Consider the following 16250-nt stretch of genomic DNA (forward strand, 5'->3'; position numbering starts at 1 on the left):
TCCAGTCCCGTGCATGGCCTGCCGACCGATCTGTCTGCGCGACCCACCCTGGGGGTGTTTGACTCCGGGGTCGGCGGGCTGACGGTGCTGCAGGCGCTGCGCGCTCGGATGCCTGAGGTGGCGCTGCACTATGTGGCCGATGCCGGTCACGCGCCGTATGGGGACCGCAGCAGCGAGTACATCCGGGAGCGCAGCCTGCGTGTGGCGGAGCACCTGCGCGCTGCAGGCGCCCACATGGTGGTGGTGGCCTGCAACACCGCCACGGCGCATGCGGTGAACGCCATGCGTGAGCGCTGGCCGGACTGGCCGGTGGTGGGCATCGAGCCGGGCGTGAAGCCGGCGGTCGCAGCGACGCGCAATGGGCGCATCGGCGTGATGGCGACGACCGCCACCATCGCCAGCCGCCGATACGAAGCGCTGGTGGCCGCCCATGCGGCGGATGTCTCACTGGTGAGCCAGCCGTGTCCGGGGCTTGTCACGCTGATTGAACAGGGGCACCTCGACAATCCGGAACTCGGCGCCTTGATTGACCGGTACTGTGAACCTCTGAAGGCGGCCGGCGTCGATACCGTGCTGCTGGGCTGCACGCACTATCCACTGGTGCAGGGCCGCATCCAGGCGGCGTTGGGAAATGGCGTGCAGTTGCTCAACATCGAGGACGCGGTGGCACGTCAGGCCCAGCGCCTGTGGGAATCCCTGCACCTGCCTGCACAGCCGGACGCACCGCTGGTCTTGCAGAGCACCGGCGATCCGGAACCGCTGCAGCATCTGGCGCGCGTCGCGCTGGGTTGGCGGGATGCGGTGGCGTCCCATATCGACGTGTGAGTGACGTCTGGACGCGGATGCGGGGCGGCTGCGCAGCGGGTGACCCAAGGCTGTGACCCAGGCGTGATGGTTTCAAATGGACGCCATCCCCAGCCGCGGCGCACCCCGCCGACCGCACGCCTTCAGACCAGTGCGCGCGCCATGCCCCGCGTCATGTCCACCCGCCTCAACAGCGCATAGCCCACGACGAAAAACACGCCCGTCGACAGAATCGCCAGGCGGTGATTGCCCGCGGTCAGCACCGTCACCGCGCCATAGGTCAGCGGGCCAATGATGGCCGCCAGACGGGTGGCGAAGGTCCATAGGCCGAAGAATTCAGCCAGCCGGTCATGCGGCGCCAAGGCGCCGGCCAGTGCGCGTCCACAGGACTGGCTGGACCCCATGCAGAGACCGGCGATCAGCGCGGCCACCCAGAACAGCCAGTCGCTGGTGGCGACAAAGGCCAGGACCGTCATCAGCATCCAGCCCACCAGGGTGACCGCCAGCGCCGGCTGGTGACCGATGCGATCCTCGTAGTAGCCGAACCCAAACGCACCGACCGCGGAGGCGATGTTGACGAGGAAGACCAGCGCCATGGTCTGGGCCTGGCTGAAACCAAGCGCCTGGTCCGCATAGACCGCTGCCAGGGCGATCACGACGGCGATGCCGGCTTGATAGGCCGTGCCGCAGGCCAGCAGCCGCAGGAAATCGGGATACGCCTTCGCCCGCCGCCACGACGCCACCAGCTCCGCCATGCCGGATCGGCGGCGCGCGGCTCGACGCGTGGAACACGGATCGGCGCGCTCGCGCAACAGCAGGAAGGTGGGAATGGCGGCCAGCAGGTACAGCCCTGCGGTGATGCCCATCGTGACGGGGACGAAGTCACTGGCCGCCTGCCCTTGCGCCTGCGCCTGCAGCACGTAGGCGAGGCAGATGCCCAGCGAGAGCATGCCGCCAAGATAGCCGAACGCCCAGCCCCAGCCGGACACCCGACCCAGCGCATTGCGACGGGCGAGTTCAGGCAGGAAGGCGGCGATCAGCGATTCGCCGTACGAGAAAAAGACGTTGGACAGCACCACCGCCGCGGCCGCCCACCACATCGCATTCGGCCCGAAAAGCGCCAGTGCTGCGGTCGTGATGACGCAGCCAGCCGTGCACAGCGCCAGGAGTCGCTTCTTGGCGCCGTGCGCATCGGCCCAGGCGCCGAGCCCCGGCATGGTGATCATGACGATCAGGCTGGAGAGGGCAATGAGCACGGTCCACAAAAGGGTGGCGGACGGCTGCCCCTTGGCGACCTCGGCAACGAAGTAGGCGTTGTAGACGGCAGTCAGCACCACCGTCGTGTAGCCGGAGTTGGCGAAGTCGTACATCGACCACCCCAACACTTCCCGGCGACGCACGCCTGGGTTCAACAGGTCCTGACCGAACATGCGGCCAAGTGTAAGAGCACCGGCTGCTCCTCGAGACGCGACGGGTGCCGGGAACTTCCCTCGGGACGCGCATGCGCACAGTTGGCAGCAGGTGGACCCGGGACCCTTGACTGGACCGCCGGATTCAGCCGAGTCGGCACCGTCAGACGAGCGCGACCTGCACGCGCCGCCCAACCACTGCCGCCGCACCCTGCAGGGTGGCGAGCGTGACATTGCCGGAATTAGGCGCTTGAGCCAGGTCAAATCGAGCGCAAGAGGCTCGATTCGATCAAGGTCGGCTTGGGCCTGCAGGAAGAGGCTGACTGGGCTGAGGGAGCCACTGGCTCGGACATGGGCGGGATACCCCTGCAGAGCTGGTACCTGGGACGGGACTCGAACCCGTACGCTTGTGACAGCGGCAGATTTTAAGTCTGCTGTGGCTACCGATTTCACCACCCAGGCCGCGTGCAAAGCTTGGCTTGGCTCGCATTATCCTGCGGCGCGCCAATGAAAAAAGGGAAGTCTCAATGACTTCCCTTTTTGGAATTTGGAGCGGGAAACGAGGCTCGAACTCGCGACCTCAACCTTGGCAAGGTTGCGCTCTACCAACTGAGCTATTCCCGCATCGCAGGAGGAACCGACGCCCACCGAAGTGAACATCAAACCCCACCTTCAACACTTGAAGTGGAGCGGGAAACGAGGCTCGAACTCGCGACCTCAACCTTGGCAAGGTTGCGCTCTACCAACTGAGCTATTCCCGCAAACTATCCGCAAAAATCCATTTGGAGGCGCGATCCGGAGTCGAACCGGACTAACCGGATTTGCAATCCGGGGCATAACCGCTTTGCTATCGCGCCCCTGATCGAAACTGAAGTTTGGTGTCCTCAGCTTCGATAAAAAATGGAAGCCAAGGCTTCCATCCTTTTCAGAACCTGGAGCGGGAAACGAGGCTCGAACTCGCGACCTCAACCTTGGCAAGGTTGCGCTCTACCAACTGAGCTATTCCCGCGTATTTCAACTTTCGTTGAACTCAACTTTCGTCGAACTTCAACGCACTGCTTGCTGCTGCACTGCTTTTAATCGCAGTGTTTGACGTCTCTTGAACTCAACTGACGTCTTGTTCTTCGATTCGTCTGCAGCACCGTTTGCGCTGAAGCCGAGAGTATAGAACGATTTTTCGAGGCCGCGCAAGAGTTGGGAGAAGAAGTCGCCTGAAGGTGCACGTATCGCACAGCCACCACTCCTCTCGTGGTCACCCAGCCCAGAAAGACAAATGCCCGCAGCCGAGGCCGCGGGCATTCAGGTCAAGGCCAGCCGGCATACGCCGACCGATGCACTCAGTGCTTCAGCGAATCACCGCCAGCGTCCGGCTTGGCTTCCGCCACCTTCTCGGCCGGTGGCGCTGCAGCCACTTCTTCTTCCGGGATCGGCTGCGGCACGGTCTCTAGTGCCACTTCCAGCACACGGTCGATCCAGCGGACCGGAACGATCTCCAGCTGGTTCTTCACGTTCTCAGGAATGTCCTGCAGATCCTTGACGTTCTCTTCCGGAATCATCACCGTCTTGATGCCACCGCGGTGGGCCGCCAGCAGCTTTTCCTTCAAGCCGCCAATGGCCGTCACTTCGCCGCGCAGCGTGATCTCACCGGTCATCGCCACATCCGCACGCACCGGAATGCCGGTCAGCGCGGAGACGAACGCCGTGGTCATCGCGATACCGGCGCTGGGACCGTCCTTCGGCGTTGCGCCATCGGGCACGTGGATGTGCACGTCGCGCTTCTCGAAGGCCTCGTCCTTGATGCCCAGGCGGCGAGCCCGCGACCGCACCACCGTGCGAGCCGCTTCCACCGATTCCTTCATCACGTCGCCCAGCGAGCCGGTGCGGATGATGTTGCCCTTGCCCGGCATTGACGTGGCTTCAATGGTCAGCAGATCGCCGCCCACTTCCGTCCACGCCAGACCGACCACCTGACCCACCTGGTTCTTCTTCTCGGCACGACCGAAGTCGTACTTGCGAACGCCCAGGAACTCGTTCAGGTTGTCCTCGTCCACGACCACGCGACCCTGGTAGGTCTTGAGCTGCAGGCCCTTGACCACCTTGCGGCAGATCTTGGAGATCTCGCGTTCCAGCGAGCGCACACCGGCTTCACGGGTGTAGTAGCGGATCACGCCGCGGATGGCCGCTTCAGTGACGTCCAGCTCTTCATCCTTGACGCCGTTGTTGCCGCGCTGCTTGGGCAGCAGGTAACGCTGGGCGATGTTGACCTTCTCGTCCTCGGTGTAGCCGGACAGGCGGATCACTTCCATTCGGTCCAGCAGGGCCGGCGGAATGTTCAGCGAGTTCGACGTCGCGACGAACATCACATCGGACAGGTCGTAATCGACTTCGATGTAATGGTCGGCGAAGGTGTGGTTCTGCTCGGGATCCAGCACCTCCAGCAGCGCGGACGACGGGTCACCCCGGAAGTCCATGCCCAGCTTGTCGATCTCGTCCAGCAGGAACAGCGGATTCCGCGTGCCCACCTTGGACAGGCTCTGCAGCACCTTGCCCGGCATGGAGCCGATGTAGGTGCGGCGGTGACCGCGGATCTCGGCTTCGTCCCGCACGCCGCCCAGGGCCATGCGAACGAACTTGCGGCCCGTGGCACGGGCCACCGACTGCCCCAGCGAGGTCTTGCCGACACCCGGAGGGCCAACCAGGCACAGGATGGGCGCCTTGACCTTGTCCACACGCTGCTGCACCGCGAGGTATTCGAGGATGCGTTCCTTGACCTTGTCCAGGCCGTAGTGGTCCTCGTTTAGGACGGCTTCGGCATTGGCCAGGTCGTGCTTGATCTTGGTCTTCTTGCTCCAGGGCAGGTTGACCAGGGTGTCGATGTAATTGCGCACCACCGTGGCTTCGGCGGACATCGGCGACATCAGCTTGAGCTTCTTCAGCTCGGCCTCGGCCTTCTTGCGTGCCTCCTTGGGCATGCGGGCGGCCTGGATCTTCTTTTCCAGCTCTTCCAGGTCGGCACCTTCTTCGCCGTCGCCCAGTTCCTTCTGGATGGCCTTGACCTGCTCGTTCAGGTAGTACTCGCGCTGGCTCTTCTCCATCTGGCGCTTGACGCGGCCCCGGATGCGCTTTTCCACCTGCAGGATGTCGACCTCATGCTCCAGCAGGTCCAGCAGTTTCTCCAGACGCTTGCCCACTTCGGACAGGTCCAGCACCGACTGCTTGGCGTCGAGCTTGAGCGGCAGATGCGCGGCGATGGTGTCGGCCAGACGGCCCGCGTCATCGATACCGGCGATCGAGGTGAGGATCTCGGGCGGAATCTTCTTGTTCAGCTTGACGTACTGGTCAAACTGCTGCGTGACGGCGCGACGCAGGGCCTCCACTTCCGGCTGCTCATCCGCTTCGGGCGGGATGGGCATGACGTCGGCGGTGAAGTGCTCTTCGCCGTCATGGATGGCCTGGGTGGTGGCGCGCTGCAGGCCTTCCACCAGCACCTTCACGGTGCCATCGGGCAGCTTCAGCATCTGCAGGATGCTGGACACGCAGCCCATCTCGAACATGTCGTCGGGTTTGGGTTCGTCCTTGCCGGCCGCTTTCTGCGCCACCAGCATGATCTGCCGCCCGGCTTCCATCGCGGCTTCCAGCGCCTTGATGGACTTGGGGCGACCCACAAACAGCGGGATCACCATGTGCGGGAACACCACGACATCCCGCAGCGGCAGCAGCGGGAGGGTGATGGGTTCCGCGGGAAGGATCGGATGACCGGACATGAAAACCTCTCTTTCTCAGACCCATCTGGGGTCTGAGGAGCCAAATACAAGCTAACCTATCTGCGAACCTTGCTTGAAGCAGGGCTTGAAGCAGGTCGTATGGCCAGGGCGGAACCGTTGAACATCCTGGCTGTACACCGCATCACAGGCTTGACTGAGGTCAAGCGCTGGCCTTGGCCTCGCGATACACCAGCAGGGGCTTGGAATCTTCGTCAATGTTGTGCTCGTCCAGCACCACCTTCGCCACGCCGTCCAGCGAGGGCAGCTCGAACATGGTGTCGATCAGCGCATGCTCGACGATGGAACGCAGGCCGCGGGCCCCCGTCTTGCGGGCCAGTGCCTTGCGCGCCACCGCATTCAACGCGGAAGGACGCACTTCCAGCTCGACACCGTCCATCGAGAACAGCTGTTGATACTGCTTGACCAGCGCATTGCGCGGTTCGGTCAGGATCTGCACCAGGGCGTCTTCGGTCAGCTCACCCAGGGTGGCGATGACCGGCAGACGGCCGACCAGTTCAGGGATCAGGCCGAACTTGATCAGGTCACCCGGCTCCACCTCGCGGAACAGCTCGCCGACCTTCTTTTCGCTCTTGCTTTTCACCGCCGCGCCAAAACCGATGCCCGACTTCTCGGAGCGGTTCTGGATGACCTTTTCCAGGCCGTCGAAGGCGCCGCCGCAGATGAACAGGATGTTGGTCGTGTCGATCTGCAGGAAGTCCTGGTTGGGATGCTTGCGGCCGCCCTGCGGGGGCACCGAGGCCATCGTGCCTTCCACCAGCTTCAGCAGCGCCTGCTGGACGCCCTCGCCCGACACATCGCGGGTGATGGAGGGGTTGTCCGCCTTCCGGCTGATCTTGTCGATCTCGTCGATGTAGACGATGCCGCGCTGCGCCCGCTCGACGTCGTAATTGCAGTTCTGCAGCAGCTTCTGGATGATGTTTTCGACGTCTTCCCCCACATAACCGGCTTCAGTCAGGGTGGTGGCGTCGGCAATCACGAACGGCACGTTCAGGACACGGGCCAGCGTCTGGGCCAGCAGCGTCTTGCCGGAGCCGGTGGGGCCGATCAGCAGGATGTTGCTCTTGGACAGCTCCACGCCGTCCTTGGTGTCGGCCGCATGCCGCAGGCGCTTGTAATGGTTGTAGACGGCCACGGACAGCGTCCGCTTGGCCACGTCCTGGCCGATGACGTACTGGTCCAGCGTCGTCTTGATCTCGCTGGGCACCGGCAGGTCCGACTTGCTCGCGCGACCGGGTGCGGCTTCGGCCGGCACTTCATCGCGGATGATGTCGTTGCACAGCTCGATGCACTCGTCGCAGATGAACACGGACGGACCCGCGATCAGCTTCTTGACCTCATGCTGGCTCTTGCCGCAGAAGGAGCAATACAAGACTTTTTCGCTGGAGTTGCCTTTTTTCTCGGCCATGGGAGTGCTGCTAGATACAGGCGTTGTGCCTGCATTGATGATAGTTCAATTGCCGGGACCGTCTGCGTGGGGATAAAAGCCCCTAAGGTGGCTTAGTTACGATCCTGGGCAATCCGTGGTGCCGGGCGGGCCTGGGAGCACCCGGCCAGGCCCTGGCAGGGCCTGGAAAGGCCAGCCGCGGGGGGTGAGTCAGCGCAGCGCGAAGCAGGTTCGCCCTCCGTCCGCTGACCCGCCACCCCCGGCGGCTGCGCGGGTGTCAGCCGCGCTTTTCGATGACCTGGTCCACCAGGCCGTAGGTCTGGGCTTCCGGGGCGGACATGAAGTAGTCGCGCTCGGTGTCGGCCTGGATCTTTTCCAGCGGCTGACCGGTGCGCTCTGCCAGGATGCGGTTGAGCTGCTCACGGGTCTTGAGGATCTCACGGGCGTGGATCTCGATGTCCGTGGCCTGGCCCTGCGCACCGCCCAGCGGCTGGTGAATCATGATCTTGGCATTGGGCAGCGAGAAGCGCTTGCCCTTGGCCCCTGCAGCCAGCAGGAAGGCGCCCATGCTGGCAGCCATGCCCATGCACAGGGTGGAGACCTGCGGCTTGATGAACTGCATGGTGTCGTAAATCGACATGCCGGCCGAGACGCTACCGCCCGGGGAATTGATGTACAGCGAGATTTCCTTGTCCGGGTTCTCGCTCTCCAGGAACAGCAGCTGAGCCACCACGAGGTTGGCCACGGCGTCGTTGACGGGGCCCACCAGGAAGACGATGCGCTCGCGCAGCAGCCGGCTGTAGATGTCGTAGGCGCGTTCGCCGCGGCCCGACTGTTCGATGACGATGGGCACCATGCCCAGGTTGCTAGTTTCCAGAGCGCTCATGAAATCCTCTGTTGTGGTTGGCGTCACGTGACTCATTATGTCCCGCGATGCAAGTCCCTGCCCTGAGGCGCAGGACTGACCTACATGGGGGTGACTCCGCGAAAAACAAAGGCGCCGGCCTCGCGGCGCGGCGCCTTCAGGCGGGAGGACCCGAAACGGCGATCAGGCGTTGGCCATCAGCTCGTCAAACGGCACCTGCTTGTCTTCGACCTTGGCCTTGCCCAGGACGAAATCGGTGACGTTGTTTTCGATGACGACGGCTTCGACTTCAGCCATGCGCTCGCGGTCCGACAGGTACCAGCGCACCACTTCCGCCGGCTTCTCGTAGCTCTGCGAGATTTCTTCGATATGCGCCTGCAGCTGCTCAGGCTTGGCCTGCAGGTTGTTCGAACGCACCAGCTCGGCCACGACCAGGCCCAGGCGGACACGCTTTTCAGCCTGGTCCTTGAACAGTTCGGCGGGGATCGGGGCCTTGTCGGCGTCCTTCACACCACGCTTCTTCAGGTCTTCGCGGGCATTGCCGACCATGCGCTCGGCTTCGCCTTCGACGAGGGCGTTGGGCACATCCAGCTCGGCCTTGGCGACCAGTGCGTCCATGGCGGCAGCCTTGTTGCGGGCCAGCACGCGGAACTTCACTTCACGCTCGAGGTTCTTCTTGATGTCGGCGCGCAGGGCTTCGACGGTGCCTTCCTTGATGCCCAGGGCCTTGGCGAACGATTCGTTCACTTCCGGCAGGTGCTGGGCTTCGATCTTCTTGACCGTCACCAGGAAGTCGGCTTCCTTGCCGGCCACTTCCTTGCCGTGGTAGTCCTCGGGGAAGGCCAGCGGGAAGGTCTTGGATTCACCCGACTTCATGCCGCGCACGGCCTTTTCGAAGGCTTCGAGCATCTGGCCCTCGCCCAGCAGGAACTGGAAGCCATCGGCCTTGCCGCCGGCAAAGGGTTCGCCGTCGATCTTGCCTTCGAAGTCGATGGTGACGCGGTCGCCATCGGCGGCCACATCGGCGGCACCGCGCTGGGCGAAGCTGCGACGCTGCTTGCGCAGGATCTCGACGGTCTTGTCGATGGCTTCTTCGGTGACTTCAGCGGAGACGCGCTCGACGGTGGCCTCGGCCAGATCGCCCAGCTTCACTTCGGGATAGACCTCGAAGGTGGCGTCGAAGGCCAGATCGCCTTCGGCAGCGCCATCCTTCTGTTCGATGCGGGGCATGCCGGCCACGCGCAGCTTGGCCTCATTGGCCGCCTGGCTGAAGGCCTGGCCCAGCTTGTCGTTGACCACTTCGTACTGCACCGAGGCGCCGTAGCGCTGGGCGACGAAGGACATCGGCACCTTGCCGGGACGGAAGCCGTCAGCCTTGACGGTGCGGGCCAGCTTCTTCAGACGGGCCTCGACCTCGCTGTTGATGTCAGCGGCCGCCAGCGTGAGCGTGATGCGGCGTTCGAGCTTTTCGAGAGTTTCGACGGTGACAGCCATAGTGGACTCGGAAACAGTTGGAGTGGTGCGCGGGGCCGGACTCGAACCGGCACGCCCGTGAAGGCGTCAGGACCTAAACCTGGTGCGTCTACCAATTTCGCCACCCGCGCTGGGTAACAAGGGCAGCGCAGCGCCCCGGCTGCCCCTTGGTAATGATCCGGCGTTGAATCCGGGAAACCGGCGATTGTAGCCGTTAGAAGCGCGGTTTCCGCGCCCCGGGGGGCGGGTAAGCCCGGGGGTGGGGTCAGGCGCGACCGACGGAGGGGTCCCGCTCAATCCGGAACCAGGCTGCATACATCGCCGGCAGGGCCAGCAGCGTGAGCACGGTGGCCACGATCAGGCCGCCCATGATGGCCACGGCCATCGGGCCCCAGAACACGCTGCGCGACAGCGGCACCATGGCCAGCACCGCGGCGGCCGCGGTCAGCGCGATCGGGCGCAGACGACGCACGGCGGACTCGACGATGGCCTGCGCCGGCGGCACGCCGCGGCTGCGGTCCTGCTCGATCTGGTCGATCAGGATCACCGAGTTCCGCTGGATCATGCCCATCAGCGCGATGACCCCCAGCAGCGCCACGAAACCGAACGGCCGGTTCAGCAGCAGCAGCGCGGCGGAGACGCCGGCGATGCCGAGGAAGCCGGTCAGGAAGGCCAGCATGGCGCGGGAGAAGCTGTGCAGCTGCAGCATCAGCAGGGTGAAGGTGATGAACAGCATGATCGGCACGCCGGCGGCGATCGAGCCGGTGCCCTTGCTGCTTTCCTCCACCGCACCGGCGATGGTGATGTTGTAGCCGGGCGGCAGTTCCTTGCCGATGTCACGGATCTTGGGCCAGACCTGGTCGGTCACCGTCGCGCCCTGCAGGCCTTCGATGACGTCGCCCTGCACGGTGATGGCGTACTGGCGCCCTTCCCGGTGCATCACCCCCGGCTCCCAGCTCAGGCGCGGCTTGGCCACCTGGGTCAGCGGGACCGCTCGGCCGGAGGCGGTGGTGACGTAGGCATTGGCCAGCTTGGTCAGCGTGTCACGCTCGGCCACTGGCTGGCGCAGCACGATGTCGATGAGCCGGTCCGCTTCGCGGTACTGGCCGACGGTGTTGCCGGTCAGCAGCAGGCGCACCGCCTGGGAGATGCCCTGGCTGGTCACGCCCAGGGCGCGTGCCTTGTCCTGGTCCACATCCAGGTGCAGCACCTTGATGGCCTCGTTCCAGTCGTCATTCACGCCCAGCATGTTGGGATTGCCGCGCATGACCTCCTTGGCCTTGTCCGCCGCCTGGCGCAGCAGCGCCGGATCATCCCCCGCGATGCGGAACTGCACCGGATACGGCACCGGCGGCCCATTGGGCAGCAGCTTCACACGGCCGCGCACCTCGGAGAACTCCGACGCCAGCAGCGTCGGCAGGCGCTTGCGCAGCACCTCCCGGTCGGCCAGGGACCTGGGCAGGATGATGGCCTGGCTCACATTGGAGTTGGGCAGGATCTGGTCCAGCGGCAGATAGAAGCGCGGCACGCCGGAGCCCACCCAGGTGGTGATGCTGCCGACCAGCGGGTCCTTCATCATGCGGGCTTCAAAGCGCTTGGCCACCGCATGGCTTTCCTCGATGGTGGCGCCTTCCGGCAGCCACAGGTCCACCAGGATTTCCGGGCGGCTCGAGTCGGGGAAGAACTGCTGCTGCACCTTGCCCATGCCGACCAGACCCAGCACGAACACCAGAATGGTCGTCGCGATGGTCTTCCAGCGGTGATGCACACACCAGGCCACCAGACGGCGGAACCGGGTGTAGAACGGCGTGTCGAAGACCTCGTGCGATTCACCCTCGTGCCCGGCGCGGGTCTTGAGCAGCAGCGCGCCCAGATAAGGCACGAAGTACACCGAGACGAACCACGAGATCACCAGCGCCGCGGCGGTCACCGCAAAGATGGCGAAGGTGTATTCACCCACCGTGGACTTGGCCAGGCCGATGGGCAGGAACCCCACGGCGGTGATCAAAGTGCCGGTCAGCATCGGCTTGGCGGTCACGTCATAGGCATACGTGGCCGCATGCATCTTGTCGTAGCCCTCTTCCAGCTTGCGGACCATCATTTCCACCGCAATGATGGCGTCGTCCACCAGCAGGCCCAGCGCGATGATCAGCGAGCCCAGCGAGATCTTGTGCAGCCCCACGCCGGCGTAATACATCACGACGAAGGTGATGGCCAGCACCAGCGGAATCGTGATGCCCACCACCAGCCCTGGCCACACGTCGATGCGCAGCGGCTTGGTGTGCAGGCCCAGGCTGATGAAGCTCACGCCCAGCACCACGACCACGGCTTCGATCAGCACGTGCACAAACTCGCCCACCGAGGTCTTCACCGCCTGCGGCTGGTCCTGGATCTGCGCCAGCGACATGCCGGCGGGCAGCGTCTTCTGGATGCGTTCGGTGGCCTTCCTCAAGGCCTTGCCCAGGGCGATGATGTCGCCGCCCTTGCCCATGGACACGCCCATCGCCACCACCTGGTGGCCCTGATAGCGGACCATGGTGGAGGCCGGGTCGACAAAGCCGCGGCGCACCGTGGCGATATCTCCCAGACGCAGGCTGCTGGCCACACCCGTGGTGGTGTTGACGCCGCGGATGGGGAACTCATTCAGCGCCTGCACCGAATTGAGCTGGCCTTCGACACGGATCTCGACCTTGCTGGTGCCGGCATCCATCACGCCGGCGCTCTCCACCGCATTTTGCGCATTGAGCTGCGCCACGACCTGGTTGAAGTCCAGGCCCAGCTCGGCGAGCCGCTTCTGAGAAATCTCGACGTACAGCTTTTCCGCCTGCACGCCGAACAGATCGACCTTGGCGACGTCCGGCAGGCGCAGCAGTTCGGAGCGCACCGCTTCCGCCTGCTGGCGCAGCTCTTCCATGCTGAAGCCGCCGTCGGAATTCAGCGCGAAGATGGAGCCGTAGACATCCCCGAATTCATCGTTGAAGAACGGGCCGAGCACCCCCTGCGGCAGCGTGGCCCGCATGTCGCCGATCTTCTTGCGGACGGTGTACCAGAGGTTGGGCACCTCGCCTGGAGAGGTGCTGTCCTTCACCTGGAAGATGGTCAGCGATTCGCCGGGTTTGGTGTAGCTGCGGATCTTGTCCGCATGCGGCACTTCCTGCAGGGTGCGTTCGATCTTGTCGGTCACCTGCTCGGCCATCTGCTGCGGCGTGGCGCCCGGCCAGTAGGCCTGCACCACCATGGCGCGGAAGGTGAAGGGCGGATCTTCATCCTGCCCCAGCTGGAAGTAGGCGGCAAAGCCCAGGATCATCAGCACCACCATCAGGTAGCGCGTCAGGGGGGCATGCTCCAGCGCCCAGCGCGAGAGGTTGAATCCGGCGCGGCTCGGGTTGCTCATGGGACCGCTCCGATCAGCGCTGCGACGAGGCGCCGGCCACAGGCACCGCCGAAGCGGTGGGCGCGGCAGCCGTCGGCGACGTGCCTTCCGCCGGCGGGCCGGGCGGACGGAAACGCTTCACCTTCTGGCCCGGGGTCAGCACATGGGCACCGGCGGTCACCACTTCCATGCCGGGCGTCAGGCCCTGGACGATCAGGTCGTTGCCTTCGGCGCCGACCACCTGCACCGGACGCGGCTGCACCGTCATGGTCTTGCCGTCCAGCAGCAGCACGGCGCTGCGGCCCTGAATCTCGGCAACCGCGCTCAGCGGCAGCTTGATGGCCTGGTCGGACTGGGTGCCGGTGAGCACCACCGTGGCCGTCTGGCCCAGGCGCACATCGGCGCCCTTGAGTTCCGCCTTGGCCAGGAAGGTGCGGGTCACCGGGTCGGCCGACGCCGCCAGTTCACGCAGTTCGATCGGGCGCGGTGTGTCCTTGGCGTCGGTCCACAGACGCACACTCAGGCCGCCCGGCTGGGCGGCGGCGGCGCGCACCAGCGGCACCTGGTCTTCGGGGACGGAGAACACGATGTCCCGCGGGCCGTCGTTGGCCACGCGCACGATCGGCGTGCCGGCGGCCACCACCATGCCGGGTTCGGCATCCACCCCGGTCACGACGCCGGCGGCATCGGCCACCAGCGAGGAATACTGGGACTGGTTACGCTGGACGTCGGACTGGGCGCGGGCCTGTTCGTATTGCGCCTGCGCGGCCTTGAAGGCGGCATCCCGACGGTCGAGTTCAGCGGCGCTGATGAAACCCTGGCGATGCAGGTCGATATAACGCCGGTAGTCGGCACCGAGCTGGTCGCGGTTGACCTTGGCGGCCAGCACCGAGGCCTTCGCCGCCTCCTGCGCCAGCATCAGATCCTGGCTGTCCAGACGCGCCAGCACCTGCCCGGGCTTGACCACCGTGCCCAGGTCCACCTTGCGCTCGAGCAGCTTGCCGCCAACGCGGAACGACAAACGCGATTCCAGGCGGGCCCGCACTTCCGCCGCATATTCGCGCTGCATGCCGGCCGACTGCGCGGTCAGCACCTGGGTGCGCACATAGCGATCGGGTTCCGGCGGCTGTTCATGCTGACCGCAGGCGACCAGCGCCACCACGGGCAGGGACAGCAACACCCGGCTGAGCAGCCGCGAACCCGACGACACAAGAAACTGATGGGGCATGAAGCACCTCGACGTGAAAGCGGCGCCCAAGGAGCCGCCGCAAGCAGTAACTGACTGACCGGTCAGTAATGTATTCAGAGGGTATCCAAGTGTCAAACTGCTCCTTAGACGGTCTTGCCCCTCTCCGGTGCTGCCGGACCCGCCAGGGTCGCGGACAATCCGGCCCGTGAGCATAGAGCACTACGAAAACTTTCCGGTGGCCTCCTGGCTGTGTCCGCCCGCGTTGCGGCCGCCGATCACCGCCATCTACCACTTCGCCCGCACGGCGGATGATCTGGCCGACGAAGGCAACGCGACCGCCGCCGAACGGCTGGCGGATCTGGCGGCCTTTCGGGCTGACCTGCGTGCCGTGGCGGCCGGTCAGGCGCCGTCGCCGCGCTGGGAGCGTACAGTGTTCCGTGCGCTGGGTGTGGCGCTGGTCGAACACCGGCTGCCCGTGGCCTTGCTGGAAGATCTGCTGGACGCCTTCGAACAGGACCTGGTCAAGCAGTCCTATGCCGACCGGGCCGAACTGCTGGACTACTGCCGCCGCTCCGCCAATCCGGTGGGACGCCTGCTGCTGCATCTGTACGGCCTGAACGATCCGGTGGCCCTGGCCCGGTCGGACGCCATCTGCAGCGCCCTGCAGCTGATCAACTTCTGGCAGGACTTCACCATCGACGGTCCCCGCGGCCGGGTGTATGCCCCCGAGACCGATCTGCAGCGTCATGGCCTCCAGGGACAGCAACTGTTGGCGCTGCAAGACAGCCCGGCGGCCCGCGCCTTGATTGCCGATCTGTGCGGCTGGGCCCGCGCCCTGATGCTGGAAGGCGCGCCGCTGGTGTTCCAGCTGCCCGGACGTGCCGGCTGGGAGCTGCGCTTGGTGGTACAAGGCGGCCTGCGAATTCTTCAGAAACTGGAAGCCATGCACTTTGCTGCCCTGGTGCAACGCCCCCGCCTGCGCGCTTCGGACGCGCCGGCGCTGCTGTGGGCGGCCCTGCGCATGCGAGCCCCTGAGCCGCAGGCACGTTCGCGGCATCCGGAGATCACCCCATGAACGCGCCCACTGCCCCGTCCACGCCCGAACAGTACGTGCAACAGAAAGCCGCCCAGAGCGGCTCGAGCTTTTATTACGCCTTTCTGTTCCTGCCCCCTCCCCGCCGCGCGGCCATCACCGCCTTCTACGCCTTCTGCCGCGAAGTGGACGATGTGGTGGACGAGGTCTCCGACCCTGGCGTCGCCGCGACCAAGCTGGCCTGGTGGCGCAAGGAAGTGATGGGCGCCTTTGCCGGGCAGCCGCAGCATCCGGCGATGAAGGCCCTGATGCCGCACTGCGCCGACTACGACATCCGGGCCGAACACTGCCTGGCGGTGATCGACGGCTGCCAGATGGACCTGGACCAGACCCGCTACCTCGACTTCGCCGGCCTGCAGCGCTATTGCCATCTGGTGGCTGGCGTGGTGGGGGAAGTGGCGTCGGGCATCTTCGGCCGCCGCGCCGCCCGCACGGTGGACTATGCCCACAAGCTGGGTCTGGCAATGCAGCTGACCAACATCATTCGCGATGTGGGCGATGACGCTCGCCGCGGCCGCATCTACCTGCCGGTGTCGGAGCTGCAGCAGTTCGATGTGAAGGCGCACGAGATCCTCAAGCGCGAGGCGCCCTGGGGCTACAGCGACCGTTTCACCGCGCTGATGAAGTTCCAGGCGGACCGCGCCCATGCGCTCTATGACGAAGCGTTCAGCCTGCTGGCCGACGAGGACCGCAAGGCCCAGAAGCCTGGGCTGATGATGGCCAACATCTACCGCACGCTGCTGCGCGAGATCGAGGCGGAAAACTTCCAGGTGCTGCATCAGCGGATCTCGCTGACGCCGGTGCGCAAGCTCTGGATCGCGATGCGGACCAACTGGCGCGGCCGGTGAGCGGGGGCGCAGCGCCGAGGGCTGCGG

The 16250-nt window shown here is 65.2% G+C and carries 10 protein-coding genes and 6 tRNA genes; 3 read left to right on the plus strand and 13 right to left on the minus strand.

Annotated elements, in window-relative coordinates:
• The first annotated feature begins 9 nt into the window (after positions 1–9).
• Positions 10–825: a glutamate racemase gene (gene murI, locus FHS28_RS18940; RefSeq protein WP_310736817.1), complete on the plus strand. Its 816-nt coding sequence runs from the start codon at positions 10–12 to the stop codon at positions 823–825.
• A 122-nt stretch (positions 826–947) separates the two neighbouring features.
• Here the strand turns inward: murI and FHS28_RS18945 are convergent, their stop codons facing one another.
• From FHS28_RS18945 to FHS28_RS19005, 13 genes are all read right to left on the minus strand, one after another.
• A complete protein-coding gene (locus tag FHS28_RS18945; protein WP_088454593.1) occupies positions 948–2234 on the minus strand; it encodes an MFS transporter in 1287 nt (428 codons plus the stop codon).
• Between the two features lie 354 nt (positions 2235–2588).
• Positions 2589–2675 (minus strand) — tRNA-Leu (locus FHS28_RS18950).
• Positions 2676–2761: 86 nt separating this feature from the next.
• A tRNA-Gly gene (locus FHS28_RS18955) sits at positions 2762–2837 on the minus strand.
• Between the two features lie 61 nt (positions 2838–2898).
• Positions 2899–2974, minus strand: a tRNA-Gly gene (locus tag FHS28_RS18960).
• A 22-nt stretch (positions 2975–2996) separates the two neighbouring features.
• Positions 2997–3070, minus strand: a tRNA-Cys gene (locus FHS28_RS18965).
• Between the two features lie 76 nt (positions 3071–3146).
• Positions 3147–3222: transfer RNA gene (locus tag FHS28_RS18970), tRNA-Gly, on the minus strand.
• A gap of 328 nt (positions 3223–3550) precedes the next feature.
• Positions 3551–5977 (minus strand): endopeptidase La, encoded by a 2427-nt coding sequence (lon, locus tag FHS28_RS18975; RefSeq protein WP_088454594.1) that lies wholly within the window; start codon positions 5975–5977, stop codon positions 3551–3553.
• Between the two features lie 160 nt (positions 5978–6137).
• A complete protein-coding gene (gene clpX / locus FHS28_RS18980) occupies positions 6138–7403 on the minus strand; it encodes an ATP-dependent Clp protease ATP-binding subunit ClpX (RefSeq protein ID WP_088454595.1) in 1266 nt (421 codons plus the stop codon).
• Between the two features lie 256 nt (positions 7404–7659).
• Entirely contained in the window at positions 7660–8268 is a 609-nt protein-coding gene (clpP, locus tag FHS28_RS18985) for an ATP-dependent Clp endopeptidase proteolytic subunit ClpP (RefSeq protein ID WP_058934312.1), read from the minus strand.
• Positions 8269–8430: 162 nt separating this feature from the next.
• Positions 8431–9741 carry a trigger factor gene (tig, locus tag FHS28_RS18990; RefSeq protein WP_088454596.1) on the minus strand — a complete coding sequence of 437 codons (1311 nt, stop codon included), beginning with the start codon at positions 9739–9741 and terminating at the stop codon, positions 8431–8433.
• Positions 9742–9764: 23 nt separating this feature from the next.
• A tRNA-Leu gene (locus FHS28_RS18995) sits at positions 9765–9851 on the minus strand.
• A gap of 134 nt (positions 9852–9985) precedes the next feature.
• Entirely contained in the window at positions 9986–13114 is a 3129-nt protein-coding gene (locus tag FHS28_RS19000) for an efflux RND transporter permease subunit (RefSeq protein WP_088454597.1), read from the minus strand.
• Between the two features lie 13 nt (positions 13115–13127).
• Positions 13128–14321: an efflux RND transporter periplasmic adaptor subunit gene (locus tag FHS28_RS19005; protein ID WP_088454598.1), complete on the minus strand. Its 1194-nt coding sequence runs from the start codon at positions 14319–14321 to the stop codon at positions 13128–13130.
• A gap of 166 nt (positions 14322–14487) precedes the next feature.
• Between FHS28_RS19005 and hpnC the strand changes: the two genes are divergently transcribed.
• Positions 14488–15357 carry a squalene synthase HpnC gene (gene hpnC / locus FHS28_RS19010; RefSeq protein WP_088454599.1) on the plus strand — a complete coding sequence of 290 codons (870 nt, stop codon included), beginning with the start codon at positions 14488–14490 and terminating at the stop codon, positions 15355–15357.
• The gene (gene hpnD / locus FHS28_RS19015; protein WP_088454600.1) at positions 15354–16223 is read left to right on the plus strand and encodes a presqualene diphosphate synthase HpnD; all 870 of its coding nucleotides are present in this window, start codon (positions 15354–15356) and stop codon (positions 16221–16223) included. Before hpnC ends, hpnD begins: the two co-directional genes overlap by 4 nt.
• Positions 16224–16250 lie beyond the last annotated feature (27 nt).

The sequence above is a fragment of the Roseateles terrae genome (genome assembly GCF_014192155.1).
Classification (GTDB): domain Bacteria; phylum Pseudomonadota; class Gammaproteobacteria; order Burkholderiales; family Burkholderiaceae_C; genus Roseateles; species Roseateles terrae.